The organism is Shewanella sp. K8 (assembly GCF_028823715.1).
GTDB classification, from domain to species: Bacteria; Pseudomonadota; Gammaproteobacteria; order Enterobacterales; family Shewanellaceae; genus Shewanella; species Shewanella algae.
This window is the reverse complement of record NZ_JAPEHY010000049.1, coordinates 1-23858: the sequence shown is the minus strand read 5'-3', so window position 1 is coordinate 23858 and position 23858 is coordinate 1. Positions and strand designations below refer to the sequence as shown.

The following is a 23858-nucleotide window of genomic DNA, read 5'->3' as shown; positions in this document are numbered from 1 at the left end:
ACTTCTTTCTGAAAGTCAGAGAGGCGTTCCCCGGAGATCCGCGATGAACCTTTTTCTTGCCCGCAAGCGGTGTTAACATGCCGTCAATTTTTGGCCGGGCGCAGTGCCGCGGCCACCGAGATGAGATGTCACCATGAGCAAGAAACAAACCCAGGCCCAGTTCGCCGGTATGACTCCGGAAGGCCGCTACGACTTTCTGGTAGAGCAGGTCAAAGAGCATAAAGAGCTATGGGTACTACAGGACAATGACGGCTGCGTGATGCTGACCACGGATGATGAAGACTGTATTCCGGTTTGGCCCAGTGAAGAGACGGCGTCCCTGTGGGCCGTGGATGATTGGCAGGATTGTCGGCCGCTGTCCATCGGCCTGGCCGAGTGGCTGGAGCGCTGGGTGCCAGGTATGGAAGATGACGAACTCTATGTTGCCGTCTTCCCTATGCTGGAAGATCTCGGCGTGGTTATTCCACCACATGAGCTGGAGCAGCGACTGGCGCCCAAGACGCGTCACTGAGTCAATAGAGCACAAGGAGCGCCGTAAGATGAGCCAAGCCGCCACTGAAAGCTACGCCATTCCCAAACGCCTGCTGTTACTGATGCTGCTTTATATTGCCGCCTCGGTCAGTGGCCTGATTGCCGGTCAGGGTGTCGTCTTTTGTCTGCTGACGCTGATCATGGTGTTGGCGGTATTGGCGCGCCATCAGGCAGGCTTATGGGCACTGCGCTTCTATACCTTGGCGCAGCTCGCGCTGGTGAGTTTCCTGCCCTATATTCTGGATCAGGGCGACAGTGTGGCCACAGGGCCCAATACCCTCAATATCGCCGGAATGGAACTCAAGGCTCCGGACTGGGCCATTTTCGGCTTTCTGATAGGCTTTTGCATGCTGCAGGTATGGATAGCCTTTACTCCTAAGGTCAAAGCCTTCTTCAAGCGTAAGATGAACTTCAACCTGATGCAGTAACCGGCCTTGCGCCCACAAAAAAAGCCGTCCAATGGGACGGCTTTTTGCTGCTTTCGCTCTCGGTTATACCGAGAAGCTGGCGCCACAACCACAGGTCGTGGTGGCGTTGGGGTTTTTGACGAAGAAACGCGAGCCTTCCAGCCCTGAGGTGTAATCTACTTCACCGCCGACAAGATATTGCAGGCTCATGGGATCAACGACCAGCTGTACCCCTTGTTTTTCCACGGTGAAATCGCCTTCATTTACTTTTTCATCAAAGGTGAAGCCATACTGAAAACCTGAGCAGCCGCCGCCCGTGACATAGACCCGCAGCTTCAGCGCACTGTTCTGTTCTTCTTCCAGCAAGGCCTTGACCTTGGTTGCCGCCGCATCGGTAAACTGGATGGGCATAGCTGATTCAGCTTGTTCAGTCATTACTACCTCTTACATCTGTTTGCTGTGGCAGATTATCTGTTACCTGACTGTTTTGTTCAAGTATTATGCCGGGATCTTTTTCGCCCTCCAGCAACTCCGGCAGGCTGAAACTTTGTTCGGTTTCGGCGCCTTTGCTCCAGCGGCTGGCAGGCACGACGACCTTGGCCTTCATCTGCTGTAACTCGAACCCTTCAGGCAGGGTAAATTCCGCTTCCAGTACCTGAAAGTACTTGAAGTTAAATGCCAACTTGGTGTCCACCAGTTTAGCTAAATTCAGTTCGACTTGCTTGCCCTCTTGCATGCCAATGAGAAGTATCTCACTTCTTCCCTTGAGCGCCTGTTTGCGCTTTTGCAACTGGGTCAGTATCAGCTTGAGACGGTATTGCCCTGGGCCCGCCAACGGCATCAGTTCCAAACCATGGATAGCCACACCTTCGGCGTTATGCTCCGGCGCCATGATACTGCGGTAGAAGGCCAGCTCACGTTCCAGCTCCTTCTGTTTCTTATGCTGCTTGTTGAACAGCTGCTGCATCTCCTCATTGGCCTCCTTGGCCAGGCTCAGCTCCAGATTACGGCTCGCCAGCAGCTGTGCTTGTTCCTGCAGTTGTCCCTGCAAGCGTTTCTTTTTACCGTCATTTTGTTGCAGCTGGACTTCACCTGGCGGGATAAAAAAGTGATAGCTGAGCAGTCCGGTCAGAAAGGCCACCATGACCAAGAGCAACAAATACAGACTGGATGGACGAATATTTCGCTCCATCACTTGCAGGCGATCGAGCCAGCGATGATAATTTGCCATTAACTAACAGCCCCTTATATAAAAATTTCCATCTTAGGTACTAAGATTTCACATCAGGCTTCGGAAAGCAGCAGTGCAGGCAAGATTCAGAAAGTTCAAACTTGAGGCGCAAAAGTATCTGCGCCACCAGATGAGAGACAAGCTGTCCCAAACGAGGATCAGTATTCAACTGTGTCTGCTGGCCCTGTTGTTTGCGCTGATGGCCTCGGCTGTCATCATACTGTTTCGCCTGCTGCTGCAATGGGCCAATCATTTTACCCAAACACAGGAATGGGATTTTACGGGCTCAATCGGTGACTGGCGAGTCCTGTTACCACTTTTTGGGGCTTTTTTGATCTGGCTGGTAGCCAGGTTTGGCTCCAAACGCTACAAGCGGATGGGTATAGCCTATGTGCTGCACAGGGTGAAACTGCATTATGGCAAGATCCCGCTGCAGTCGGCACCGGGGCAGTTTTTTCAGGCGCTGTTTGCGCTGGCGAGTAACTTCTCGGTTGGTCGTGAAGGCCCGGCCATTCATCTGGGGGCGGTCACCGCCTCGGTATTGGCGGAAAAATTCAAGCTGCCGGACAACAGTGTGCGCATCATGTGTGCCAGTGGCATAGCCGCCGGGATAGCCGCCACCTTCAACGCGCCCCTGGCCGCCGTGGTGTTTGTCCTCGAAGTGGTGCTCAGGGAATACAAGGTGCAGTACTTCTTCCCCATCATGCTGTCGGCCATCTGCGGCGCCGTATCCAGCCAGGTGGCGTTCGGTAATATCCACGAGTTTGACGCCATTAAGGTCAGCCATATTCCACTGGATCAGTACCCGCTGCTGGCCCTCGGCGGTATAGTGCTGGGGGTCGCCGCGGCTCTATTCAATCACAGCCTTATTCAGGTGACCGAGCGCGGCCAACACTGGCCCTTGATTGTCCGCCTGTTGTTGGCGGGTGTTATCACCACTCTGATAGGACTGGTGCTGCCTCAGGCTCTGGGCAGCGGTGAAATGGCCATAGGGCTTGCGGTCAGCGACAACCCGGCCATCTGGTTTTTGCTGGCGGTATTGCTGGCCAAGATTGTTGCTACCATTGCCGCCATCGGCCTTGGGATCCCGGGTGGCATCATAGGTCCACTCTACGGCATAGGCGCCTTGGGCGGCGCCATTCTGGCTCAGGCGACCGCGTTGCTGTTTCCCTCGGTGGCCCCCTATGCAGGGCTCTATACCGTCATCGGCATGACCGCCATGATGGGAGTTTGCCTCAGTGCACCGCTCGCCGCCCTGGTGGCACTACTGGAGATGACCAACGATGCCTCCATCATACTGCCCGGAATGATAGTGGCCGTGCCCGCCTACCTCATCGCCTATCAGGGGCTGAATGCCAAATCCATATTCTTTCGTCAGTTGGACATCATGGGCCTGGGTTACAAGGTGGCCCCGGTTAACCTGGGATTGCAGAAACTCGGGGTACGCGCCCTGATGGACAGGCGCATAGTGATAGTCAACAACAATGACGAGCTGTTGCTGGAGGTGATGAAACGCGCCCAGGGCAGGCCCGTGCTTGTCAGAGATGCCGAAGGGCAGATTGCCATGCTGGATCTGCAGATGCCTTCGTTTGACACTGACACCAGCCTGACCCAGCACAGGATCCAGGGGCTACCCGACTCGGCCACCCTCAACGAGGTGTACGAAATTCTGGCGCCGAAACGTGCCGGTGAAGTCTATATCTATCAGGATACACCGGAGAATATCGTCGGGGTGATCAGTTGGTCTAACCTGCAGCAGGAAATCCGTGCCGGAGAAGTGTAATTTCAATCATGGGTCATTTTCATAGCCGTCACCTTCTGTTATAGTTGCGCCTCAGCCAAACCCTACATAACCCATGGGTCCAGACCTCAGTGTCAGTACCCAATTGCATTGGAAACCAAGGCTGATGAACCAGTTCCAGGGATCACATATCCTCTCCGTAAACCAGTTAGATCTGGACGCCATTCAAACCATTTTCACCGTAGCCCAAAAGATGACCCCATACGCACTGCGCGAAAAGCGTACCAAGGTGCTGGATGGTGCTATTCTCGGCAATCTGTTTTTTGAACCCAGTACCCGCACCCGGGTCAGCTTCGGCTGCGCCTTCAACCTGCTTGGCGGCCGGGTCGCTGAAACGGTCGGCATGGCTTCCTCGTCGCTGTCCAAGGGGGAGTCCCTCTACGATACCGCCAGGGTGTTGTCCAGCTACTCGGACGTGATTGCCATGCGCCACCCCGAGTCCTACTCGGTACGCGAATTTGCCGAAGGCAGCCGGGTGCCTGTGATTAACGGCGGCGATGGCGCCAACGAACATCCTACCCAGGCACTGCTGGATCTGTTCACCATACAGAAAGAGCTGCACAGCAAAGGCTTAGGCATAGACGGCATGCATATCGCCATGGTGGGCGATCTCAAATACGGCCGCACTGTGCACTCGCTGTCGCGTCTTCTGTGTATGTACAAGAACATCAGCTTCACCCTGATCTCCCCTGCCGAGCTGGCAATGCCTGACTATGTGATCGCCGACATTGAAAATGCCGGGCATAAGATCACAATAACAGACCAACTGGAAGGCAATTTAGATCAGGCTGATATACTCTATCTGACGCGCATTCAGGAAGAGCGCTTCCCCTCGCAGGAGGAAGCCGATAAGTATCGTGGCAAGTTCCGTTTGAACAGCGCCATATACACCAAAAATTGTAAGTCCAATACAGTGATCATGCATCCATTGCCTCGGGACTCCAGGCTGCAGGCCAATGAGCTGGACAATGATCTTAACAACCATCCCAACCTGGCTATCTTCCGTCAGGCCGACAATGGCTTGTTGATCCGCATGGCACTGTTTGCCCTGACACTCGGGGTGGACAATCAGTTGGAAAAATACGAGTGTCCGGTTAACTGGTATTCACGCAAGGCCGATCGCTAAAGAGCGGCCACTGACTTTAAGGATTAAACATGACCCGTTCTGAAGACCTGTTTGAACAGGCCAAGAAAACCATCCCCGGCGGTGTGAACTCGCCAGTACGTGCCTTCAACGGTGTAGGCGGCTCTCCCCGCTTCATCGAAAAGGCCGACGGTGCCTATATCTATGATGCCGACGGCAAAGCCTATATCGACTATGTCGGTTCCTGGGGGCCTATGATCCTGGGTCACAACCATCCCAAGATCCGCGAAGCGGTTCTCAAGGCGGTGGAGAACGGTCTGTCTTTCGGTGCACCTACCGAGCTGGAAGTGCAGATGGCAGAAAAAGTCATTGAGATGGTGCCTTCCATAGAACAGGTACGCATGGTGAGCTCTGGTACGGAAGCCACCATGAGCGCCATACGCCTGGCTCGGGGTTACACCAACAGAGACAAGATCCTCAAGTTCGAAGGCTGCTACCACGGCCATGCCGACTGTTTGCTGGTTAAGGCCGGCTCAGGTGCCCTGACTCTGGGTCAACCCAGCTCCCCAGGGATCCCTGCTGACTTCGCCAAGCACACCCTGACCGCTGTCTATAACGATCTGGATTCAGTCAAAGAGCTGTTCAGCCAGCATCCGCAGGATATCGCCTGTATCATACTCGAGCCGGTTGCCGGCAACATGAACTGTATCCCGCCGGTTGCAGGTTTCCTTGAAGGACTGCGTGAACTTTGCGATCAGTTCGGCGCCCTGTTGATCATCGACGAAGTGATGACTGGCTTCCGCGTCTCCAAGAGCGGTGCCCAAGGCCACTATGGCGTGACACCGGATCTGACCACTCTGGGTAAGGTGATCGGCGGCGGTATGCCGGTTGGTGCCTTCGGTGGCAAGAAAGAAGTCATGCAGTATATTGCCCCGACCGGCCCTGTGTACCAGGCCGGCACACTTTCGGGTAACCCTATCGCCATGACCGCAGGTCTGGCTCAACTGGAAGCCCTGTCCGAACCAGGCCTCTATGAAGAGCTGGCTGCCAAGACCAAGCGTATTGCCGAAGGCTTCAAGGCCGCAGCCGACAAGCATGGTATCCCCATGGCCATCAACTATGTTGGCGGCATGTTTGGTTTCTTCTTTACCGATGAAGAGAAGATCACCGGCTTTGAGCAGGTTACCAAGTGCAACATGGAGCAGTTCCGCGCCTTCTATCACGGCATGCTGGACGAAGGTATCTACCTGGCACCGAGCGCCTTTGAAGCAGGCTTCCTGTCCATGGCTCACGGCGAGCAAGAGCTGCAGGCGACTCTGGATGCAGCCGATCGTGTTCTGGCACGCATGAAGTAATCCGCAGATGGATTGAAAACGGGGCCTATACGGCCCCGTTTTTTATGCCCACTCCCGCCGGGTAGATTTCTCTGGCGTCCAGCTCGAACTCAGGTTTCCAATTCTCCTTCCATAAATTTTTCATCCAGCGCCATACTCACAAGCCAATTAAGGTTGCACCATGGCTGTCACGCCAACTTGCCACCGGCTCGCTAGTCGACTGTCGCCTTTCGCTGCCAAACAGACCCAATCAGTACAAAACACCAAGATACAAAAAACAAACAGCCCAAATCACTGGCTTAGCCCGAAAGTAGACGGACACTTATCACAAAGTCTAAGAAAATGTGTTCCAGTTAACAGTTGCGTTATCCATGTCAGTGTGGTCTGATCCGCACGCGCTATCACAGCTCGATTAATTGAACCTTGATGGCCGACACAAAAACTGCCCACTTCCCCCAGGGCAGGCGAACATAAAATCAGCAGTTGGAATTGCATTTATGCTCTATACCTTTCTTATCATACTGGCGGTGTTGGCACTGCTGAGTATCATTTTTGAAGAGGTGACTCACCTCAACAAAGCCAAAACGACTCTGTTTTTCGGTTGTATCTCCTGGATAGCTCTGTTCATGTCTGCCGGCGACCCCGGCCATGAAAAGCTGGTAGAGCATCAACTCAATGAAAACCTGCTGGAAATCGCGACGCTCTGGCTGTTTTTGATGTCGACCATGACCTTTGTGGCCTATCTCAACGCCAAGGGCATGATCCAGATAATAGTGCAGAAGCTGTTTCCGCAGCGGGTCAGTACCCGGATGCTGATGCTGCAGGTTGCCCTGTTTTCTCTGGTATTGTCGGCCATCTGTGACAACGTCACCGCCACCTTGGTCTCTCTTGGGCTGCTGACCACCTTCAAGCTCGACAAACAGATGCGTCGCCGGATGGCGGTATTGATTATCTTTGCCGTCAACTCAGGGGGAGTTTCTCTGATAACGGGTGACGTCACTACCCTGATGATCTTCCTCGGCGGCCATGTGCATATGTCAGAACTGCTGATGTTGGTGCTGCCGGCGGCATTCAGCGTGATGTTGCTGGCAATACTCTTCTCCCTCAATGCCAAGGGCGAGGTGTCCACCACACCTATTCGTCAAAGTTACGAGACAGTGGATGTGCTTATCGCCATCATCTTCTTCACCACCATATTGATGACCATGGCACTGAACATTCTGTTTGCCATTCCCCCCGTGCTAACCTTCCTCACCGGGTTATCAATCATGTTCCTGGTGGGCCACACCGCCCGCAACGACAAAGAAGAACTGCAGATCCTCGAGTATATCCGCCAAGTGGAATACGACACCCTGCTGTTCTTCCTCGGGATCCTCTTGTTGGTGGGTATGCTCAAAGAGATAGGCACGCTGGATCTTCTGGCCCAGGTCTACGCCCGTCACGACCCCAACATTTCCAACTTTGTCACTGGTATGGGATCGGCCATATTGGATAACGTGCCACTGACCGCGGCTCTTTTGAAAGCCGCACCTGAACTGACCACGCCTGAGTGGCTGGGCCTGACCTACGCAGTAGGTGTGGGTGGCTCTCTGCTGGTGATAGGTTCGGCGGCCGGGATCATCGCCATGAGCAAGGTCAAAGAGCTGACCTTTGTCTCTTACCTCAAGTATGTTCCGGCGCTGTTGCTGTGCTACTCTGTAGGCTACGCCCTGACACTGCTGCTGGGGAACTACTTCTACGGAGCTTAAACTCTAAGATAAAAAAGCGCCTTAATGGCGCTTTTTTATGCTTGGTTCCAGCCGTTTTGGGTCGACTTAGATGGCCGGCACCCGGAACTTCTGCCCTTGAATTTCCAGCACCACATCCCTTGGACGTATCTCAACGATCTTCAGTTGACCCTTGATGCTGTCACCCTCCTGCAGTTCGGCACCCTCCACATTCAGCCAACGCTTGGAAGGCTCTGAGGCGTATACGTGAGCACTGATCTCAAACTCAGGAACCTGCAATTGCAGCCCGGCCGGCAAGCCGCCGTAAGGAGGCACCTCTTCCTCAGCCTTGGGAATGGGATCCAATTCGGGAGGCGATACGGGTTTTTCCGCCGAGTGCCGGTGCTCCACATCGGCAAGCGCCGCCTGAAACTGAGCCACCAACTCATCCTGGCGGCGGCTCTCGGCACTGGATAGCCCCACATCCTCAGCCGCTTCATTAACCTGCCGCTTGAGAGACTCGAGCACCTCAAGCCCACGGCGATTGGGGTTGGCTCCCAGGATAATCGGCTCATCGTCAGCCGCCGGTATCTCCTGCGGCTGATTTACAGTTGCTGAGCCATCAGCCTGGAGTTGCGCAAACTGCAGCTCTTTAGCCGCTTCGGCCACACTGGCGGCCAATAAATCACTGCCAGTCGACTGTGCATTAACCGAAGCCGGACTCTGGCGGGCTGCAATTTCAGCTTCGCCGCTTTGGTTTATTGAACTCTGGTTTATTGAGCCCTGGTTTACTGAACTTTGGTTTATGGTCGCCCTATTCTCAGCCTGAGCATTTTGAGGCCGCGTATTTTGCGACTGGATTGTCCGAGATTGAACAGCCTGAGTCTGAGGTATCGGCTGGGCCATAGGCAAGGCAACCTTACCGGCCAAACGTACTTCCGTTGCACCTTGTTCAGCCACCTCAGCGGCTTGAGTCGGTTGCTTATATCCTTGAGACTCATCTTGTTGCCTGGCTTGCTGCTGCGAGGCTTGCCCCCCAACTGAAGATGTCTCGGGAGCCAGCGTCTTTTTATTGGTATCAAGCGAGTGCCAGCCCCAAGCCAAGGCGCCACCTGCCAGCACGGCCGCCACCAAGACGGCCAGCGGCTTGAGATAGCGACTTGCTGAAGATTGTCGGCGATATTGCGCCCTGGGGGTCAACACAGGATCCAGTTGTTCACCCATTTCCTGTTGCTTGGCCCGGGTCACGGCATCGAGAAGGATAGACATCAGCTCGCTCCTCCTGCGTGCAATCTGGGGCCTTGATGACTCAAGTACAGATTAAGCTGAACCAGAGTCTGGCTGCCGGCAATGCCGTCCGGTTTCAAGCCGTGGCGCCGCTGAAACTGTTGCAGTGACTGCTCCAGCTCGCTGTCGAAATAACTCATCAGCCTGGCCGGGCGTTCATCCACCTGCGCCAGGGTATTTTCCAGCCACTGCACCTGGGCCAAACCGGCACTTGGGCCTATCGCCTTGAGCGGATCCTTGGGGGCATCCCAGATGATTTCAAAAGTACCGCTGAAATGACGGTTGAACCAATCGACGCTGACCCAGAGTTGTTGTTCATTGAGTTGCAGCAACAACTGCTCACCATCTTTGGTCACCAGAGTGCCATAGAAAGGCTGCTGTTGTTCATCCTCCAGATAGACCACAGCCGGATAGTTGAGCCGCAGTAAAGAGTTGAGATTGCCCTGCTGCTGATAGCAGGCAAGCCCCTGCTGTTCGGCGGCCTGACAGGCACTGATGCCTGAATATGGCACCTTGTCCCAAAGGGCAAACAGGGCCGCAAAGGCGGTATCTATATTGCGGCTCTGATCTATGGCCTGCGTCAAGATCCGCTGCGCCCGATTGACTGCGGGCTTGTCCGCAGCAGCTTGATTGACAGAAAGATGGTTAACAGCAGCTTGATTGCCTGCAACCTGAGTCTGCTTGGCATCTGTCACTGAATGAAGTTGGCGTCCGGACTGATCTTGGGCCACAGCCTGTTCCGGCTGTGCCAGGAAATAGTAACCACCGGCAAATGCCAAAAGCAGCATGGCGGCAGCAGAAGCCGGCAACCAATAATTACGCTGTTTGATTTTCTCTCCCAGCACCTCTTCGGCGGCAGTGGCCACCATTTTGGCATCGATAGGGGTTCGAGACTGACCATAACCCGCCATCAAGGCCCGCTCACACAAGAGGTTGATAAGCCTTGGAATACCACCACTGAATTTATGCAAGGCCCGAATCGCGCCGCGGTTGAACAAGGGCTCGCTGCGCCCGGCCACCTGCAACCTGTGCTGCACATAGAAGCCCACCTCCTCTTCGGTGAGCGGCAACAGATGGTAACGGGCAGTGATTCGCTGCGCCAACTGCCGCAGCTCCTGGCGCTTGAGCAGTTGCTGCAGCTCGGGCTGACCTATGAGGATTACCTGCAACAGTTTACGGGTATCTGTCTCCAGGTTGGTAAGCAGGCGCAGTTGCTCAAGCACTTCGGCCCGCAGATGCTGGGCCTCATCAATGATCAGCACAGTGTTGCGCCCGGCCTGGTGGTTAGCCAACAGAAAACCACTGATATGATCGGTCAGCTGTTTGAGGGTGGGCGTCTCACCATAGGGAATTTTCAACTCATCACAGAGGGTAGCCAGCAGTTCAAGCTCGGTCAGAGATGGATTGAGGATAAAGGCAGTATCGGTATTTTCCGGCAGTTGCCGCAGCAGGCAGCGGGAAACCGTGGTTTTCCCGGTACCGACTTCACCTGTCAACAGCACAAAGCCCCCCGTCTCCCCCAGGCCATAGGTCAAATGCGCCAACGCCTCCCTGTGCCTGTCACTGAGAAACAGATAACTGGGATTGGGCGCGATAGAAAACGGGTTATCGTTCAGTCCATAAAAGGCCTTGTACATAGGCACTGCCATCCTTCTTTGATAGAGACAGCCCAGTTTAAGGCAAGGCCATAAATTGTAAAACCCCGGCCGCCATTTATGTGATGCACGGGAAAGTCCCCCACGGCCGGGTCTCATGTTATCCTGAGGCCATTACCAAAGCAGTCGATTATAAGGAATCCACAAGCGTGCAGATTTATCTGGTTGGTGGCGCAGTGCGTGACAAACTATTGGGCTTACCCGTCAAGGACAGGGATCATCTGGTGGTTGGCGCAACCCCGGAGCAGATGGCGTCACTGGGATACCGGCAGGTGGGCAAGGATTTTCCTGTGTTTCTGCACCCCAAAACCCAGGAGGAGTACGCCCTGGCTAGAACCGAGCGCAAGACAGGCCTGGGTTACGGCGGTTTCTCCTGCTATGCGGCGCCCGATGTCACTCTGGAAGAGGATCTGCTGCGGCGGGACTTGACCATTAACGCCATAGCCCAAAGTGAGGATGGCGAGCTGCACGACCCCTACAACGGCCAAAAGGATATCGAGGCCCGGGTGCTGAGGCATGTCTCCCCCGCTTTCGTTGAAGACCCGCTGCGGGTACTCAGGGTGGCCCGTTTTGCCGCCCGCTTTGCCCCTCAGGGCTTCAGTATAGCGCCGGAAACCCTGGCTCTGATGCAGGAAATTGCCACTGGCCCCGAGCTTGGCGCACTGACGCCTGAGCGGGTATGGCAGGAGCTGGATAAGGTGCTCGGCTGCGAGCAGCCCCAGGTGTTTTTTGAAGTACTGCGCCAGGTTAACGCCTTACAAGCACTGATGCCGGAAATCGATGCCCTGTTTGGTGTGCCGCAACCAGCCAAGTGGCATCCGGAAATTGATACCGGCCTTCACACCTTGATGGCACTGGAGCAAGCCGCACTATTAACCCGCGACAAAGCCGTGCGCTTTGCCGCGCTGGTGCACGATCTCGGTAAGGCACTGACCCCGGCCGACATGCTGCCCAAGCACCATGGCCACGGCCAGAAGGGACTTGAACCTATTCGAAACCTGTGCGAGCGGCTGCGAGTGCCTTCCGAGTATCGGGATCTGGCGTTGCTGGTCAGCGATCAGCATCAAAATATTCATAATCTGGCGGAGCTCAAGCCGGAAACCATAGTGAAAATCTTCGACAAAGCCGATTTCTGGCGCAAGCCAGAGCGCCTGGAGCAACTGGCGCTGGCCTGCGAGGCCGATGCCAGAGGCCGCAGCGGGCTTGAACAAGCCCCCTACCCGCAGGCGCAAGCATTGAGGCAGTTATTTGCTGTCGCCTCAGCCATAGATGTCAAACCCATAGTAGCAGCGGGACACAAGGGGCCAGCCATCAGAGAAGAGCTCGCTCGGCAGCGGATTGCCGCCGTATGTCAAGAAAAGCAACTGTTACTGAATTCCGCCGTTTCCTGATAGAAAGGCAAGATATTGACGGCAATATTTTCAGTTATGTTAAGAAAATGGCGAAAGAAACTGGCTATCTTCCCAAAGACTTGGCAATTCAATGAGTATTCGATAAGGTAAAGCGGCCTGTACGTGAATATTCGTAGCAAAATAAATTGACTATGACATAATTAGGCGGTGTCGGCTGTTTTACAGTCGAGCCATTAAAAATCCAACCTATCTAAAGGGATTTCTTCATGAACAAAAAAGTACTGATGATTGCTGGCGTAGCAATGACTGCTCTGCTGGGTGGCTGTGCCAACACCACTGCTCTGGAAGAAAGCGTTGCTAACCTGGGCAACAAAGTTGATCAATTATCAGCCGAAGTTAGCTCTCTGAAAGCAGAGCAAGGCAAACTGTCTGCTGACGTTAAAGATGCCAAAGCTGCTGCTATGGACGCTCAGTCTGAAGCTAAGCGTGCTAACGACCGCTTGGACAACGTTGCTTCTCGTTACAAGAAGTAATTCAGTCTCGGATCGGCAACACCAAGGTGTTGCCGATTTGCTTTTCGCTAAAGCCTACAATGACTTCCAGTCAGTCCTGACCCAAATTCCAGCCACAACCTTCATTTTTCAGCCTAAACCCGAGGCTCAAACTCAGTTTCGTTTAATCACCAACACACGGTAATCCAGCTCCAGCCCCTTAACTGCTCGAGTAGCAAGCGCACGCTTCTGTTTTTCGCTGGCGCGCCAGGCATAAAGAGTGGTTTCCAGAAGCGTCAACGCCTGCTCACCGCTCACATCCAGAGAAAAAATCAAGCTCTCGGTTTCCAGCACAGTCAACTCGGCCGGCAGGCTGATACTGAACTCCCGCTGCTTGAGATCAGCGTTTAATTGCTCACGCAACTGCCATAAGTGTCTGGGCCCGGGTGCCAACATCACAAGATGTGCCCCAGGCTTCATCACCCTGGGGATCTCCTTTCCCTTGAGCTGACCATCGAGCAGAGTCACCAGTGAAAACTGCGCATCTTCAAAGGGCAAGCGTTTGGCAACACTGAGAAATACCTGCGCCGTCGGCAAGGCTTTGGCAGCGGCGAAGGCGGCATTTTGCGCATCACAGATAAGCAGACGTTGCAGCTGTTCCGGCAGTTGCAGCATCTGCTGCAAGGCGCCGTCTCCGGCGTTGGGATCAAGTACAGCCTCACAGTTTTCGGCGAGCCTGGCCAGCTTAAGATTCAGCGCCTGATGCAAAGGCGCCATCAACTCAGACTGCAGCAGAAAACGCCGGGCCCGCAACGCCTGGCGCGACAAGGCATGTACCGCCGCGCTCTTGGGCTTGGCCAGCAGCCAATAACCGTCTTCCTGGCAGTCGAAGTGATGTTTGTTGGCGCAGTAAAAACCTCTGGATGTCTGATGTTGCTTGAGTTCACTCTGGCAAACCGGGCACTGAAATTGCACTGAATTCATCTTAGCTCCACAGAAAGATAAAGCCGCACAGAAGCGCACCCAGCGCCAGACGGTAGAGCACGAAAGGCAGCATGCCCATCTTGCTGATAATCTTCAAAAACAGGTGGATACAGGTATAAGCCGCCACAAAAGAGAGCACTACGCCCAGTATCAAGGCCTGCCAGTCAATCACATGCCCGCCGTCGAGCAGATCTTTGCCCATCAGCAGCGCCGCCCCCAGGATCACAGGAATCGACATCAAAAAAGAGAAACGCGCCGCCGCTTCGCGATTGAGCCCCAACATCAGGGCCGCCGTCATGGTGATCCCCGAGCGACTGGTGCCGGGAATAAGTGCCAAAGCTTGGGCGAAACCTATCATCAATGCCTTGCGCCAGCCGGTTTGATACTCAGTGAGCTCAAGCCGTGCCATCTTATCCGACCACCAGAGCAGCAAACCGAATACCACAGTAGTGATGGCAATAACACCGGGCCCCCGCAGATAGGTTTCAACCAGATCTTTGGCCATAAAACCAAAAACGACTGCGGGTATGGTGGCCAGAATAATCCACCAGGCCAGTTTGCTCTCGGCACTGTGGTTACCCTTGAATATGCTGCCAAACCAGGCGTTCAGCATAGCGATGATTTCAGTACGGAAGTAGAGCACCACCGCCAGTAATGAGCCTATGTGCACCGCCACATCGAAGGCCAGTCCCTGATCTTCCCAGCCCAGTAATTGGGAAGGCAAAATAAGGTGCGCCGAGCTGGAGATAGGTAAAAATTCAGTCAGGCCCTGGATCAGGGCAAGGATGATGACCTGTATTGTGTCCATAATTGTCCTTTAAAAATCAGGCCGACAGGCCCCAATCGAAAGCGATAGGCCAGAGTTTCTGGCTGGCCTTGTCATATTCCTGCCACAACACTTGGTAGCTGAGTTGTGCCAGTGGATGCTTGGTTTGCGGTGCCAGTTCAGCCAGCGGCCAAAGCACAAAGGCATTGGTCAGGATCTCGGCTCGGGGCAAAACTACCGGCTGCTGGCAGACCCGGTCATCATAGAGCAGCAGATCCAAGTCCAAGGTGCGCGGAGCAAACTTTTTCGCCCCGGGAATACGCCCATGACGCAGCTCTATCTCCTTGAAACAGGCCACCACTTCAGCAATGTCGAGCGAGGTATGAGCGCCCACCACCATGTTGAGAAAGTTGCTGCCCTTGAATCCCACAGATTCACTCTCGTAAACCGATGACAGTTGCAGCTCGCCAAACGCAGCGTGCAGCTCTTTGATAGCTGCACGCAGATAATGATCCGGGTCGATATTGCTGCCCAGACTGATGTAAATATGTGCCATATTGCCGTCAGATACCACGCTCGATTTCAACACCGACCGCTTTGGCCGAAGGGACGGCGCCGGGCTTCATCACCCGCACCTTGACCCAAGGCACTGAAAATTCACTCATCAGGCAATGGGCTATCATCTCGGCCACGGTTTCAATCAACTCAATGGGCTTTTCGGTGATCAGGGCGGTGAGGCGCTTGCTGACGGTTTCATAGCAGAGCGCCTGGCTGTAATCATCACTGTCAGCGGCGGCTCTGTTATCCCAGGCCATATCCAGATCGATAAGCAGTGTCTGGTGTACCTGTTTCTCCCACTCATAGATCCCGATAACCGTTTCTATCTGTAATTCCCGTATCAGCACTCTGTCCATAAAATCCCCCTTAGCAGCTGCCGGGCCTGAGGTCAGATAAGCTATCGGCAATAAAACCGCTATAATCCGCCCCGTTCCGGAGATATTCACTGTAGCCCCTTTCTACCTGGCCCGATCTTAAGTAGGATAAGGCATTGAAGGACAAGATGAACCCGAGATTTTTAACCGCCAGCTGACGGTAAAGATTTTCACCTTGGGTTATCCGGGCAAGGGCTGCATATTTCAGTGTGCGCGATAATACCTTAAGACGAGTAAGGAAACCAATTTGAGTACCATGGTACTGACCCCAATTATGATTGTGGCCGCTTACCTGCTCGGCTCTATCTCCAGTGCCGTGCTGGTGTGCCGCCTCAAGGGCCTGCCGGATCCCAGAGGCAAGGGTTCGGGCAACCCGGGCGCCACCAACGTGCTGCGCATCGGCGGCACTTGGGCCGCAGCCATGGTGTTTTTCTTCGATATGCTCAAGGGTGCCCTGCCCACTTATACCGCTTATCTGATGGGAATAGATGCCGTCTGGCTCGGGGTGATAGCCATTGCCGCCTGCCTGGGGCACATATACCCGATTTTCTTCGGCTTCAAGGGCGGCAAAGGCGTTGCCACAGCACTCGGTGCCATGGCGCCCATAGGTGAAGGCTTGGCGCTGTGTTTGATGGGCACCTGGTTATTGGTGGTATTGCTGACCCGCTATTCATCACTGGCAGCTTTGGTTACGGCGCTATTGGCACCTGTATATACCTGGTGGCTGGATGACAGATTTACCCTGCCGGTGGCCATGCTATCGACGCTAATCATTATCCGCCACAAGGATAATATTCGCCGCCTGCTCAAGGGAGAAGAGTCCAAGATGTCGCGCTCAAAGCGCACTAAATAGGGCCATAGGCTGCTAGTTTTTAAAGCAGCTATCAAAAACCAAAAGGCGCCAGTGGCGCCTTTTACTTTTCAGGTATTACAGATGGTGGGTTAGCCGGGCTTCAGGAAATCGCTTCCAGGGTATCCAGCGGCCAACGTGGCTGCCCTTTCACCGCAAGCGTCTCACGCTCGCCGGCCTTGAGGCGCTGCAAGCCAGCGTAGGCTATCATGGCACCGTTATCCGTGCAGAACTCGCCTCTTGGGTAGAAAACCTTGCCACCACGGCTTTGCATCAACTCGGCCAGTGAGCTTCTCAGACGGGTGTTGGCGCTGACGCCACCGGCAATGACCAAGCGCTTAAAGCCGGTTTGCTCCAGTGCTCGGCGGCACTTGATGACCATGGTATCGACCACGGCTTCTTCAAAAGCCCGGGCGATATTGGCGCGGGTCTGCTCATCATCCGGTTCGGCGGCTATGGTATTGGCGGCGTAGGTTTTCAGCCCTGAGAAACTAAAATCCAATCCCGGTCTGTCGGTCATCGGCCGGGGAAACTTATAGCCGGCCTTTTCCCCTTTGGCCGCAAGCTTGGCCAATCTTGGGCCACCTGGATAATCCAGCCCCATTAGTTTGGCTGTCTTGTCGAAAGCTTCACCGGCCGCATCGTCTATGGATTCACCCAAGACTTCATAGCGACCTATGCCTTCCACCTTCACCAGCATGGAGTGCCCGCCGGAAACCAAGAGCGCCACAAAGGGAAACTCAGGCGCATCCTCTTCCAGCATGGGCGCCAACAGATGCCCTTCCATATGATGGACACCTACTGCAGGCTTATTCCAGGCAAATGCCAGAGAACGGCCGACGCAGGCGCCCACCAAAAGCGCACCAATCAGGCCAGGGCCCTTGGTGTAGGCGATGCCGTCGAGCTCTTCGATACGGGTATCGGCCTTGGCCAGCGCCTCACGGATCAGCGGTACTATTTTGCGCACATGATCCCTTGATGCCAGCTCAGGCACCACGCCACCATAGTCGGCATGTAACTTAACCTGACTGTAGAGAGCATGAGACAACAACCCCTGCTCTTCGTCGTAAACCGCTATTCCTGTCTCATCACAGGATGTTTCAATACCTAAAACCCGCATCTATGAAATCTTTCCGCCTGAAAAGGGGCGCCAATTCTACCCCTAACCAAGAGATTTCTCCAGTTGTAGGCTAAAGTGAATTTACTTTAGGGACTTTACATCCAGTGCCAGTCGGTTTAAAATTCCGCACCATTTTAAATACACTTGGGTCAAGTGATTGACTCAATACAAACTTACACCTAAGGGGTGATGGCGTATGCCAATTATTAAAGTACGTGAAAACGAACCATTCGACGTAGCTCTGCGTCGTTTCAAGCGCTCTTGTGAAAAAGCCGGTATCCTGGCCGACGTGCGTGCTCGTGAATTCTACGAGAAGCCAACTACTGCTCGTAAGCGTGCAAAAGCTGCTGCAGTTAAGCGTCTGGCCAAGAAGCTTTCTCGCGAAAACGCACGTCGCGTACGTTTATACTAATTCCTTATGAGCCTGATAGATAAGCTAAAAGACCAAATGAAACAAGCCTTGGTGGCCAAAGAGAAGGTCCGCCTTGGTACGATTCGTATGGCATTAGCTGCCATCAAACAGATTGAAGTGGACACCCGCGAAACTCTGAATGATGAGCAGATAATAGCTGTCTTGACCAAGATGGTGAAACAACGCCGTGATGCCATTGCCCAATATGAGGCAGCAGGTCGTCCGGAGTTGGCAGAAGCCGAAGCAGCAGAGATTCAAGTTATTGAAACTTTTCTGCCCCAGCCTCTGAGCGAAAGCGAAATCGCTGCGCTGATTGATGCCGCTATTCAGGATAGCGGTGCCAGCACCATGGCGGATATGGGCAAAGTAATGGGAGCGTTGAAATCCAAAGTTCAGGGTCGTGCAGACATGGGTGCCATCAGTGCCCAGATCCGTGCCAAACTGCAATAAGCGGGTTTCCACGTATGAACAAGCCGTGCTTCTGCGCGGCTTGTTTGTTTACATCGGTCAAGGGTGCATGACTCAGTCTGATGGCTATACCTCGTGATTTTATCAATGAGCTGATTGCTCGCACAGACATAGTTGATCTTATCGATCACAAGGTACCCCTTAAAAAAGCGGGTAAGAATTATTCTGCCTGTTGCCCTTTCCACAGTGAAAAATCACCCTCTTTCACCGTCAGCAGAGACAAACAGTTTTACCATTGCTTCGGCTGTGGTGCCCATGGCAATGCCATTGACTTCATCATGGAGTATGACCGTCTCGAGTTCCTCGATGCCATTGAGGAGCTGGCAAGCCAACTGGGGCTGGAAGTACCGCGGGAGAACAATCCCAACCGTCGTCGCGACGAAGGGCTCAGCCGCGATCTCTACCAGTTGATGGAAGAGGCCAACAGGTTTTATCAAAGCCAGCTCAGGCAACACCAGGACAAACAGAAGGTGTTGGACTATCTGGCCTTTCGAGGGTTATCGGACCAGGTTGTCGAGCGCTTCGGCATTGGGTTCGCCCCCGACGGCTGGGACGGTCTACTGAGCCGTTACCGCTCGCAGCAAGAGTCGCAGGACAAGCTGCTGACTGCGGGGATGATCATCAGCAACGACAACGGCAAGCGTTATGACCGCTTCCGTGACAGATTGATGTTCCCGATCCGCGATAGGCGCGGCCGGGTGATTGCCTTTGGTGGCAGGGTGTTGGGAGATGGTACCCCCAAATACTTGAATTCTCCGGAAACGCCCATATTTCATAAGGGTAATGAGCTTTACGGTCTGTATGAGCTGAAGCAGGCCCACAGAGAACCCCGGCAAGTGCTGATTGTCGAAGGTTATATGGACGTGGTGGCGCTGGCTCAATTTGGGGTCGATTATGCGGTAGCCTCTCTGGGCACCTCGACTACAGCCGAACAGTTTCAGCTGTTGCTGCGCAGCGCCAAAGAGGTGGTTTGCTGCTACGACGGCGATAACGCCGGTAAAGAAGCCGCCTGGCGCGCACTGGAAACCGCCCTGCCACTGCTGAAGCCCGGCGATACAGTGCGCTTTATGTTTTTGCCCCAGGGGGAAGATCCCGACTCCATGGTGCGCAAGACAGGCAAAGAAGCCTTCGAAGCTTTGATAGATGAAGCGCAAACACTGACAGGGTTTCTGTTCGATACCCTGACCACGAAATATGGGACAGACAAGGGCAACCTGGCGAAACAGGCCATAGCCCTGATTGAAAAGATTCAAGACACTGTGCTGCAAAATCTGTTGCTCGAAGACCTGTCACACAGGCTCGGCATGAACAGCGCAGATGATCTGAAGAAAAAGCTGGGATTCAAGGGCCCCCAAGGGGTTGCCCCCGCCCGGCATAAAGCGCTTAAGGGCCGGGGTACACCGCTGCGACTCGCCGTCGCCTTGCTGGTACAACACCCACAGTTGGGGCTGAATTTGATCCCCCAACCGGCTCTCAAGCATTTACAGATGGCCGGCATAGACTTGCTGGTCGAATTACTGGATTTGACTCGCGCCCAGAAGATGAACAGCGCACAACTACTTGAGCAATTCAGGGATACGGACGAATTTTCCGCCCTGAGAAAACTGGCCCAATGGGAGCATCAAGTGGCGGATGAAAACCTGGAGCAAGAGTTCAAAAAATCCCTGGTATGGCTGAATAATCAATACATTGAGCAGCGCTATCAGGAATTAAGTCTGAAACAGACCCATACTAAAGAAGAGAAAATACAGCTTAAGAAGCTAATCGCGGCCATGAAAAGCCGCCAATGAGCTCTCTCAATTTATGGGTCCGGTCGCCGGACTAGCACAGGGATGCGCACATGGCTATAATTGACGATTTGTGCGGCAAGAGCCCAAGGCCGCTGCCCATCGTTGTAACAGTTACCCAACTTGGATGATATCTATGGATCAAACTCCGCAGTCGCAACTTAAACTGTTGCTCGCCAAAGGCAAAGAGCAAGGTTACCTAACCTATGCAGAAGTGAATGACCACTTGCCTGCAGATATGGTCGATTCCGACCAGATCGAAGATATTATCCAGATGATAAATGACATGGGTATCCGGGTGTTTGAAGAAGCACCGGATGTCGATGACATTATGATGTCGGAAGACAGCACGGATGAAGATGCCGCCGAGGAAGCCGCCGCCGCCCTGGCCTCAGTCGAGAGCGAGCTGGGCCGCACCACAGACCCAGTGCGTATGTATATGCGCGAAATGGGCACTGTGGAACTGCTGACCCGCGAAGGCGAAATTCAGATCGCCAAGCGTATCGAAGAAGGCATCAACACGGTACAGAGCTCAGTCGCCGAGTACCCACAGGCGATCGCCATGATCCTCGAACAGTTTGATCAGTTCGAGGCCGAAGAGATCCGCCTGTCCGACATTATCTCTGGATTTGTCAATCCCGACGAAGACGATGTAGGCCCAAGCGCCACCCATATTGGTTCTGAATTGTCCGATGATGATCTGGATGATGAAGATGATATGGACGACGATGACGAAGATGACGACAGCGATTCCGAAGATGAAGGCTCCAAAGGCCCGGATCCGGAAGAAGCCCGTGAGCGTTTCGGCCAACTGCGTGCCGTCTATGAAAACTCACTGAAGCTCATCGAACTCAAGGGGCGCGATCACCCCGAGTCAGTCGCGGCTCTGTTCCACATCGGCGAAATTTTCAAAGAGTTCCGCCTGGTGCCCAAGCAGTTTGACCGTCTGGTCAAGAGCATGCGCAGCATGATGGACAAAGTGCGGGTTCAGGAACGCCTGATCCTCAAGCTTTGTGTTGAACAGGCCAAAATGCCGAAGAAGAACTTTGTTAAGCTCTTCACCGGCAACGAAACCGATATCAGCTGGTTCAACGCCGAGATGAACTCCGGCAAGCCATACGCCGAAGGCCTGAAAATGGTCGAGGAAGACGTGCTGCGTTGCCGCGCCAAGCTGGAAGCCATCGAAGCCGAAACCGGCCTGTCTATCGCCTCAATCAAAGACATCAACCGCCGCATGAGCATAGGTGAAGCCAAGGCTCGCCGTGCCAAGAAGGAAATGGTTGAAGCCAACTTGCGTCTGGTTATTTCTATCGCCAAGAAATACACCAACCGTGGCCTGCAGTTCCTGGATCTGATCCAGGAAGGCAACATAGGCCTGATGAAGGCTGTAGACAAGTTTGAATACCGTCGTGGATATAAGTTCTCTACCTATGCTACCTGGTGGATCCGTCAGGCCATTACCCGCTCCATCGCGGACCAGGCCCGTACCATACGTATCCCGGTACACATGATAGAAACCATCAACAAGCTCAACCGTATCTCGCGGCAGATGCTGCAGGAAATGGGACGCGAGCCTTCTCCGGAAGAGCTGGCCGAGCGGATGATGATGCCGGAAGACAAGATCCGCAAAGTGCTGAAAATCGCCAAAGAGCCTATCTCCATGGAGACCCCTATCGGGGACGATGAAGATTCGCATCTGGGGGATTTCATTGAGGATACTACCCTCGAGTTGCCACTGGACAGCGCCACCAGCGAAAGTCTCAAGAGTGCCACTCATGAAGTGCTGGCAGGCCTAACAGCCCGCGAAGCCAAGGTCCTCAGAATGCGTTTTGGTATCGACATGAACACTGACCACACCCTGGAAGAAGTGGGCAAGCAGTTCGACGTTACCCGTGAACGTATTCGTCAGATTGAGGCCAAGGCACTGCGTAAGCTGCGTCACCCGAGCCGCTCGGAAATCCTCAAGTCCTTCCTGGACGAGTAAACAAGCTTTTGTACAAAAACCCCGCTACGCGGGGTTTTTTATTGTCGTTATGCCTCGAGTCTGATTAACAGATAACCACTTGAAAGCAATGACATCAATAATGCGCAAAACACGGGTGACAAGCACGATTAAACTTCGTATACTCTGTCCCGCTTCTGGTGATGACGATTACCTTAAGCCGGCCCCTTAGCTCAGTTGGTTAGAGCACACGACTCATAATCGTTAGGTCCCCAGTTCGAGTCTGGGAGGGGCCACCATTTTTTCGAAGGCTTAGCTAACTCAATTTAGCTAAGCCTTTGTGCTTTTTGGGATACCGGGTGCTGTAGTATTCAAACTCGCACTAGAAAAGATCTTGCTAACTCATCATCTCGTCTCTCCTTGGGTATTTCTCACAAAATGATTAACTTATTTCTTCCTTGCCGTAGGATAAGGGCATATCATTGCAACCATTAAGTCCAATAAAAGACATAGGAAGTGTTAAAAATGAATAAGTTATCGATTGGTTGCGCAATCATTTTTTCTTTATTAGTTTCAGGCTGTACTGTTCGTGTCGCAGATCTAACAGTAGGAAGCACGAAGAATGTTAATTTAAATTCTGGCCAATTAGTAAAAGGTGAGCGAGTAACAGGAGAAGACTCCTATGGTGTATTCCTATTTCCATTTGGCATCCCTAATGTTAAAACCGCTATGGATCGTGCTATTGAGACAAACAAGTGTGCAGTTGGCCTAACTGATGTTGTTGTAACTCAGCTTAATCACTCGTTTATTATCGGCACTATCGGTTTAAGGGTTGAGGGCGATTTACTGATAGATCAAAGTAAAGAAGGTTGTAAGAAATCTATCTAACTTTCTGAAAGTAACCCTTGAACTTAGAAAATACTGCATAGCCAATACTTAGTATTGGCTTTCTTCTTTGATGTAAATATATCCTTTTTATAGAGTAAGAAAACTTGCGTTAAAGGTGTCCGAAAACTCCTCTAACTATGTCAAATACAAAATCGAGCTATGGCGTGAACACTACAACCATGCTCGCCTACATAGTTCACTGAACCATATGCCGCCTGTTGAGTATGCCAAGCAGGCAGCATAAGCTGGAAAATCTCATCAAGAGATTGGTACTAATCTCGGGAAAGGTCAGTTTCACACGTCAGTCCGTCACCGCTATTTGGCTCACACTGATTACAAAACTACGTACCTCGCCCGTCTTTGTCATCAAAGCGAAAACGGTCTTTGCCACCACACACGGGGCAAGCCTGGTGTTTGTTGTCATTGATTGAGATGCCAAGGCCGTTAAGCACGTTCAGCCAGTGGCCGCCAGTTGCGGTGTTGATTGCTGAGAACATGTTGTTAGTCATTGCCATAACACCACCCTGAAAACAGTGTTATGGCCTCTGACGTCATACTTTCCCAGTCGATGAAATACCGCCTTATGCGATGGTGCAAAATGCCATGTTCATCGGCGACATTGTGCTCATCTCGATGGCGGAAACATAATCCTAAGTCTTTTAGCTCTCGCACTCTTGGCGGCAGCGCGCACACTCCAATGGCGGCTGCCTCATAGCGGTTGATGGAGCCACAACGTTGCATCTGAAAAAACACTTGTCTGATTTGGGCATCTGTACTTTTTGCTTGCACCATAATTAAGCCCCCCGACCAGATAAGAAGGTTTGAACATC

The 23858-nt window shown here is 53.3% G+C and carries 26 protein-coding genes and 1 tRNA gene; 16 read left to right on the top strand and 11 right to left on the bottom strand.

Annotated elements, in window-relative coordinates; genetic code table 11:
- Positions 1 to 133 precede the first annotated feature (133 nt).
- Complete coding sequence (locus tag ON072_RS19670) at positions 134 to 511, top strand: DUF2750 domain-containing protein (protein ID WP_025010527.1); 378 nt, start codon at positions 134 to 136, stop codon at positions 509 to 511.
- Positions 512 to 539: 28 nt separating this feature from the next.
- On the top strand, positions 540 to 959 hold the full coding sequence (locus tag ON072_RS19665) for a hypothetical protein (RefSeq protein ID WP_028779765.1): 420 nt from the start codon (positions 540 to 542) through the stop codon (positions 957 to 959).
- A gap of 63 nt (positions 960 to 1022) precedes the next feature.
- Here the strand turns inward: ON072_RS19665 and erpA are convergent, their stop codons facing one another.
- Both erpA and ON072_RS19655 read right to left on the bottom strand, forming a co-directional pair.
- Positions 1023 to 1373: an iron-sulfur cluster insertion protein ErpA gene (gene erpA / locus ON072_RS19660; protein WP_025010525.1), complete on the bottom strand. Its 351-nt coding sequence runs from the start codon at positions 1371 to 1373 to the stop codon at positions 1023 to 1025.
- Complete coding sequence (locus tag ON072_RS19655) at positions 1366 to 2169, bottom strand: DUF6776 family protein (protein ID WP_025010524.1); 804 nt, start codon at positions 2167 to 2169, stop codon at positions 1366 to 1368. Before ON072_RS19655 ends, erpA begins: the two co-directional genes overlap by 8 nt.
- A gap of 130 nt (positions 2170 to 2299) precedes the next feature.
- Between ON072_RS19655 and ON072_RS19650 the strand changes: the two genes are divergently transcribed.
- The 4 genes from ON072_RS19650 to nhaD all read left to right on the top strand — a co-directional run bounded on the left by ON072_RS19650 (position 2300) and on the right by nhaD (position 8136).
- Positions 2300 to 3952 (top strand): chloride channel protein, encoded by a 1653-nt coding sequence (locus tag ON072_RS19650; RefSeq protein WP_107352824.1) that lies wholly within the window; start codon positions 2300 to 2302, stop codon positions 3950 to 3952.
- A gap of 124 nt (positions 3953 to 4076) precedes the next feature.
- Positions 4077 to 5096, top strand: coding sequence for an aspartate carbamoyltransferase (locus ON072_RS19645; RefSeq protein WP_025010522.1), 1020 nt, complete (start codon positions 4077 to 4079; stop codon positions 5094 to 5096).
- A 29-nt stretch (positions 5097 to 5125) separates the two neighbouring features.
- Complete coding sequence (gene hemL, locus ON072_RS19640) at positions 5126 to 6409, top strand: glutamate-1-semialdehyde 2,1-aminomutase (protein ID WP_028779763.1); 1284 nt, start codon at positions 5126 to 5128, stop codon at positions 6407 to 6409.
- A 476-nt stretch (positions 6410 to 6885) separates the two neighbouring features.
- A complete protein-coding gene (gene nhaD, locus ON072_RS19635; RefSeq protein ID WP_045283525.1) occupies positions 6886 to 8136 on the top strand; it encodes a sodium:proton antiporter NhaD in 1251 nt (416 codons plus the stop codon).
- A gap of 66 nt (positions 8137 to 8202) precedes the next feature.
- Here nhaD and ON072_RS19630 read toward each other — a convergent pair whose 3' ends face one another.
- Together ON072_RS19630 and ON072_RS19625 are read right to left on the bottom strand one after the other, a co-directional pair.
- Positions 8203 to 9363, bottom strand: a complete 1161-nt coding sequence (locus ON072_RS19630) for a general secretion pathway protein GspB (protein WP_261753064.1) — start codon at positions 9361 to 9363, stop codon at positions 8203 to 8205.
- Entirely contained in the window at positions 9363 to 11018 is a 1656-nt protein-coding gene (locus ON072_RS19625; protein WP_261753065.1) for an ExeA family protein, read from the bottom strand. Before ON072_RS19625 ends, ON072_RS19630 begins: the two co-directional genes overlap by 1 nt.
- Positions 11019 to 11185: 167 nt before the next feature.
- Between ON072_RS19625 and ON072_RS19620 the strand changes: the two genes are divergently transcribed.
- Entirely contained in the window at positions 11186 to 12427 is a 1242-nt protein-coding gene (locus tag ON072_RS19620) for a multifunctional CCA addition/repair protein (RefSeq protein WP_261753066.1), read from the top strand.
- A gap of 227 nt (positions 12428 to 12654) precedes the next feature.
- Positions 12655 to 12921, top strand: coding sequence for an Lpp/OprI family alanine-zipper lipoprotein (locus ON072_RS19615; protein ID WP_025010519.1), 267 nt, complete (start codon positions 12655 to 12657; stop codon positions 12919 to 12921).
- A 132-nt stretch (positions 12922 to 13053) separates the two neighbouring features.
- Here the strand turns inward: ON072_RS19615 and ON072_RS19610 are convergent, their stop codons facing one another.
- The 4 genes from ON072_RS19610 to folB are packed head-to-tail and all read right to left on the bottom strand — an operon-like array spanning position 13054 to position 15543.
- Positions 13054 to 13863: a putative RNA methyltransferase gene (locus tag ON072_RS19610; protein WP_144132555.1), complete on the bottom strand. Its 810-nt coding sequence runs from the start codon at positions 13861 to 13863 to the stop codon at positions 13054 to 13056.
- Position 13864: 1 nt separating this feature from the next.
- Positions 13865 to 14671, bottom strand: a complete 807-nt coding sequence (locus ON072_RS19605) for an undecaprenyl-diphosphate phosphatase (RefSeq protein ID WP_025010517.1) — start codon at positions 14669 to 14671, stop codon at positions 13865 to 13867.
- A 16-nt stretch (positions 14672 to 14687) separates the two neighbouring features.
- Positions 14688 to 15185: a 2-amino-4-hydroxy-6-hydroxymethyldihydropteridine diphosphokinase gene (folK, locus tag ON072_RS19600; protein ID WP_071238305.1), complete on the bottom strand. Its 498-nt coding sequence runs from the start codon at positions 15183 to 15185 to the stop codon at positions 14688 to 14690.
- Between the two features lie 7 nt (positions 15186 to 15192).
- Positions 15193 to 15543, bottom strand: a complete 351-nt coding sequence (gene folB / locus ON072_RS19595; protein WP_025010515.1) for a dihydroneopterin aldolase — start codon at positions 15541 to 15543, stop codon at positions 15193 to 15195.
- Positions 15544 to 15817: 274 nt separating this feature from the next.
- Between folB and plsY the strand changes: the two genes are divergently transcribed.
- Positions 15818 to 16414, top strand: a complete 597-nt coding sequence (gene plsY, locus ON072_RS19590; RefSeq protein WP_370629044.1) for a glycerol-3-phosphate 1-O-acyltransferase PlsY — start codon at positions 15818 to 15820, stop codon at positions 16412 to 16414.
- Between the two features lie 100 nt (positions 16415 to 16514).
- Here plsY and tsaD read toward each other — a convergent pair whose 3' ends face one another.
- Positions 16515 to 17531, bottom strand: a complete 1017-nt coding sequence (gene tsaD, locus ON072_RS19585) for a tRNA (adenosine(37)-N6)-threonylcarbamoyltransferase complex transferase subunit TsaD (RefSeq protein WP_109248901.1) — start codon at positions 17529 to 17531, stop codon at positions 16515 to 16517.
- A 196-nt stretch (positions 17532 to 17727) separates the two neighbouring features.
- Between tsaD and rpsU the strand changes: the two genes are divergently transcribed.
- The 7 genes from rpsU (at position 17728) to ON072_RS19550 (ending at position 23272) form a co-directional block, all read left to right on the top strand.
- Positions 17728 to 17943 carry a 30S ribosomal protein S21 gene (rpsU, locus tag ON072_RS19580; RefSeq protein ID WP_006080725.1) on the top strand — a complete coding sequence of 72 codons (216 nt, stop codon included), beginning with the start codon at positions 17728 to 17730 and terminating at the stop codon, positions 17941 to 17943.
- 6 nt (positions 17944 to 17949) lie between these two features.
- Complete coding sequence (locus ON072_RS19575; protein ID WP_025010513.1) at positions 17950 to 18393, top strand: GatB/YqeY domain-containing protein; 444 nt, start codon at positions 17950 to 17952, stop codon at positions 18391 to 18393.
- Positions 18394 to 18473: 80 nt separating this feature from the next.
- A complete protein-coding gene (gene dnaG, locus ON072_RS19570) occupies positions 18474 to 20201 on the top strand; it encodes a DNA primase (RefSeq protein WP_045283521.1) in 1728 nt (575 codons plus the stop codon).
- Positions 20202 to 20334: 133 nt separating this feature from the next.
- The gene (rpoD, locus tag ON072_RS19565; protein WP_101059504.1) at positions 20335 to 22182 is read left to right on the top strand and encodes an RNA polymerase sigma factor RpoD; all 1848 of its coding nucleotides are present in this window, start codon (positions 20335 to 20337) and stop codon (positions 22180 to 22182) included.
- A gap of 180 nt (positions 22183 to 22362) precedes the next feature.
- Positions 22363 to 22439: transfer RNA gene (locus tag ON072_RS19560), tRNA-Ile, on the top strand.
- 226 nt (positions 22440 to 22665) lie between these two features.
- Entirely contained in the window at positions 22666 to 23028 is a 363-nt protein-coding gene (locus ON072_RS19555) for a hypothetical protein (RefSeq protein WP_037474364.1), read from the top strand.
- A gap of 76 nt (positions 23029 to 23104) precedes the next feature.
- Positions 23105 to 23272, top strand: a complete 168-nt coding sequence (locus ON072_RS19550; protein ID WP_261753091.1) for an integrase core domain-containing protein — start codon at positions 23105 to 23107, stop codon at positions 23270 to 23272.
- 97 nt (positions 23273 to 23369) lie between these two features.
- On the opposite strand, the gene ON072_RS21135 is transcribed toward ON072_RS19550, so the two are convergent.
- Together ON072_RS21135 and ON072_RS19545 are read right to left on the bottom strand one after the other, a co-directional pair.
- Entirely contained in the window at positions 23370 to 23525 is a 156-nt protein-coding gene (locus ON072_RS21135) for a primase-helicase zinc-binding domain-containing protein (RefSeq protein WP_418350696.1), read from the bottom strand.
- Between the two features lie 4 nt (positions 23526 to 23529).
- Positions 23530 to 23858 (bottom strand): helix-turn-helix domain-containing protein (locus tag ON072_RS19545; RefSeq protein WP_274626155.1); only part of this gene is annotated, 329 nt, incomplete at its 5' end.

Bases quoted from the DNA above. Each gene is read 5' to 3' on its own strand.
- ON072_RS21135 (WP_418350696.1), bottom strand. From the start codon at position 23,525: ATGTTCTCAGCAATCAACACCGCAACTGGCGGCCACTGGCTGAACGTG.
- ON072_RS19615 (WP_025010519.1), top strand. From the start codon at position 12,655: ATGAACAAAAAAGTACTGATGATTGCTGGCGTAGCAATGACTGCTCTG.
- tsaD (WP_109248901.1), bottom strand. From the start codon at position 17,531: ATGCGGGTTTTAGGTATTGAAACATCCTGTGATGAGACAGGAATAGCG.
- ON072_RS19655 (WP_025010524.1), bottom strand. From the start codon at position 2,169: ATGGCAAATTATCATCGCTGGCTCGATCGCCTGCAAGTGATGGAGCGA.
- ON072_RS19670 (WP_025010527.1), top strand. From the start codon at position 134: ATGAGCAAGAAACAAACCCAGGCCCAGTTCGCCGGTATGACTCCGGAA.
- ON072_RS19645 (WP_025010522.1), top strand. From the start codon at position 4,077: ATGAACCAGTTCCAGGGATCACATATCCTCTCCGTAAACCAGTTAGAT.
- ON072_RS19605 (WP_025010517.1), bottom strand. From the start codon at position 14,671: ATGGACACAATACAGGTCATCATCCTTGCCCTGATCCAGGGCCTGACT.
- ON072_RS19650 (WP_107352824.1), top strand. From the start codon at position 2,300: ATGAGAGACAAGCTGTCCCAAACGAGGATCAGTATTCAACTGTGTCTG.
- plsY (WP_370629044.1), top strand. From the start codon at position 15,818: ATGGTACTGACCCCAATTATGATTGTGGCCGCTTACCTGCTCGGCTCT.
- ON072_RS19575 (WP_025010513.1), top strand. From the start codon at position 17,950: ATGAGCCTGATAGATAAGCTAAAAGACCAAATGAAACAAGCCTTGGTG.
- ON072_RS19555 (WP_037474364.1), top strand. From the start codon at position 22,666: ATGAATAAGTTATCGATTGGTTGCGCAATCATTTTTTCTTTATTAGTT.
- folB (WP_025010515.1), bottom strand. From the start codon at position 15,543: ATGGACAGAGTGCTGATACGGGAATTACAGATAGAAACGGTTATCGGG.
- rpoD (WP_101059504.1), top strand. From the start codon at position 20,335: ATGGATCAAACTCCGCAGTCGCAACTTAAACTGTTGCTCGCCAAAGGC.
- ON072_RS19625 (WP_261753065.1), bottom strand. From the start codon at position 11,018: ATGTACAAGGCCTTTTATGGACTGAACGATAACCCGTTTTCTATCGCG.
- ON072_RS19630 (WP_261753064.1), bottom strand. From the start codon at position 9,363: ATGTCTATCCTTCTCGATGCCGTGACCCGGGCCAAGCAACAGGAAATG.
- rpsU (WP_006080725.1), top strand. From the start codon at position 17,728: ATGCCAATTATTAAAGTACGTGAAAACGAACCATTCGACGTAGCTCTG.
- dnaG (WP_045283521.1), top strand. From the start codon at position 18,474: ATGGCTATACCTCGTGATTTTATCAATGAGCTGATTGCTCGCACAGAC.
- folK (WP_071238305.1), bottom strand. From the start codon at position 15,185: ATGGCACATATTTACATCAGTCTGGGCAGCAATATCGACCCGGATCAT.
- ON072_RS19610 (WP_144132555.1), bottom strand. From the start codon at position 13,863: ATGAATTCAGTGCAATTTCAGTGCCCGGTTTGCCAGAGTGAACTCAAG.
- nhaD (WP_045283525.1), top strand. From the start codon at position 6,886: ATGCTCTATACCTTTCTTATCATACTGGCGGTGTTGGCACTGCTGAGT.
- hemL (WP_028779763.1), top strand. From the start codon at position 5,126: ATGACCCGTTCTGAAGACCTGTTTGAACAGGCCAAGAAAACCATCCCC.
- ON072_RS19665 (WP_028779765.1), top strand. From the start codon at position 540: ATGAGCCAAGCCGCCACTGAAAGCTACGCCATTCCCAAACGCCTGCTG.
- erpA (WP_025010525.1), bottom strand. From the start codon at position 1,373: ATGACTGAACAAGCTGAATCAGCTATGCCCATCCAGTTTACCGATGCG.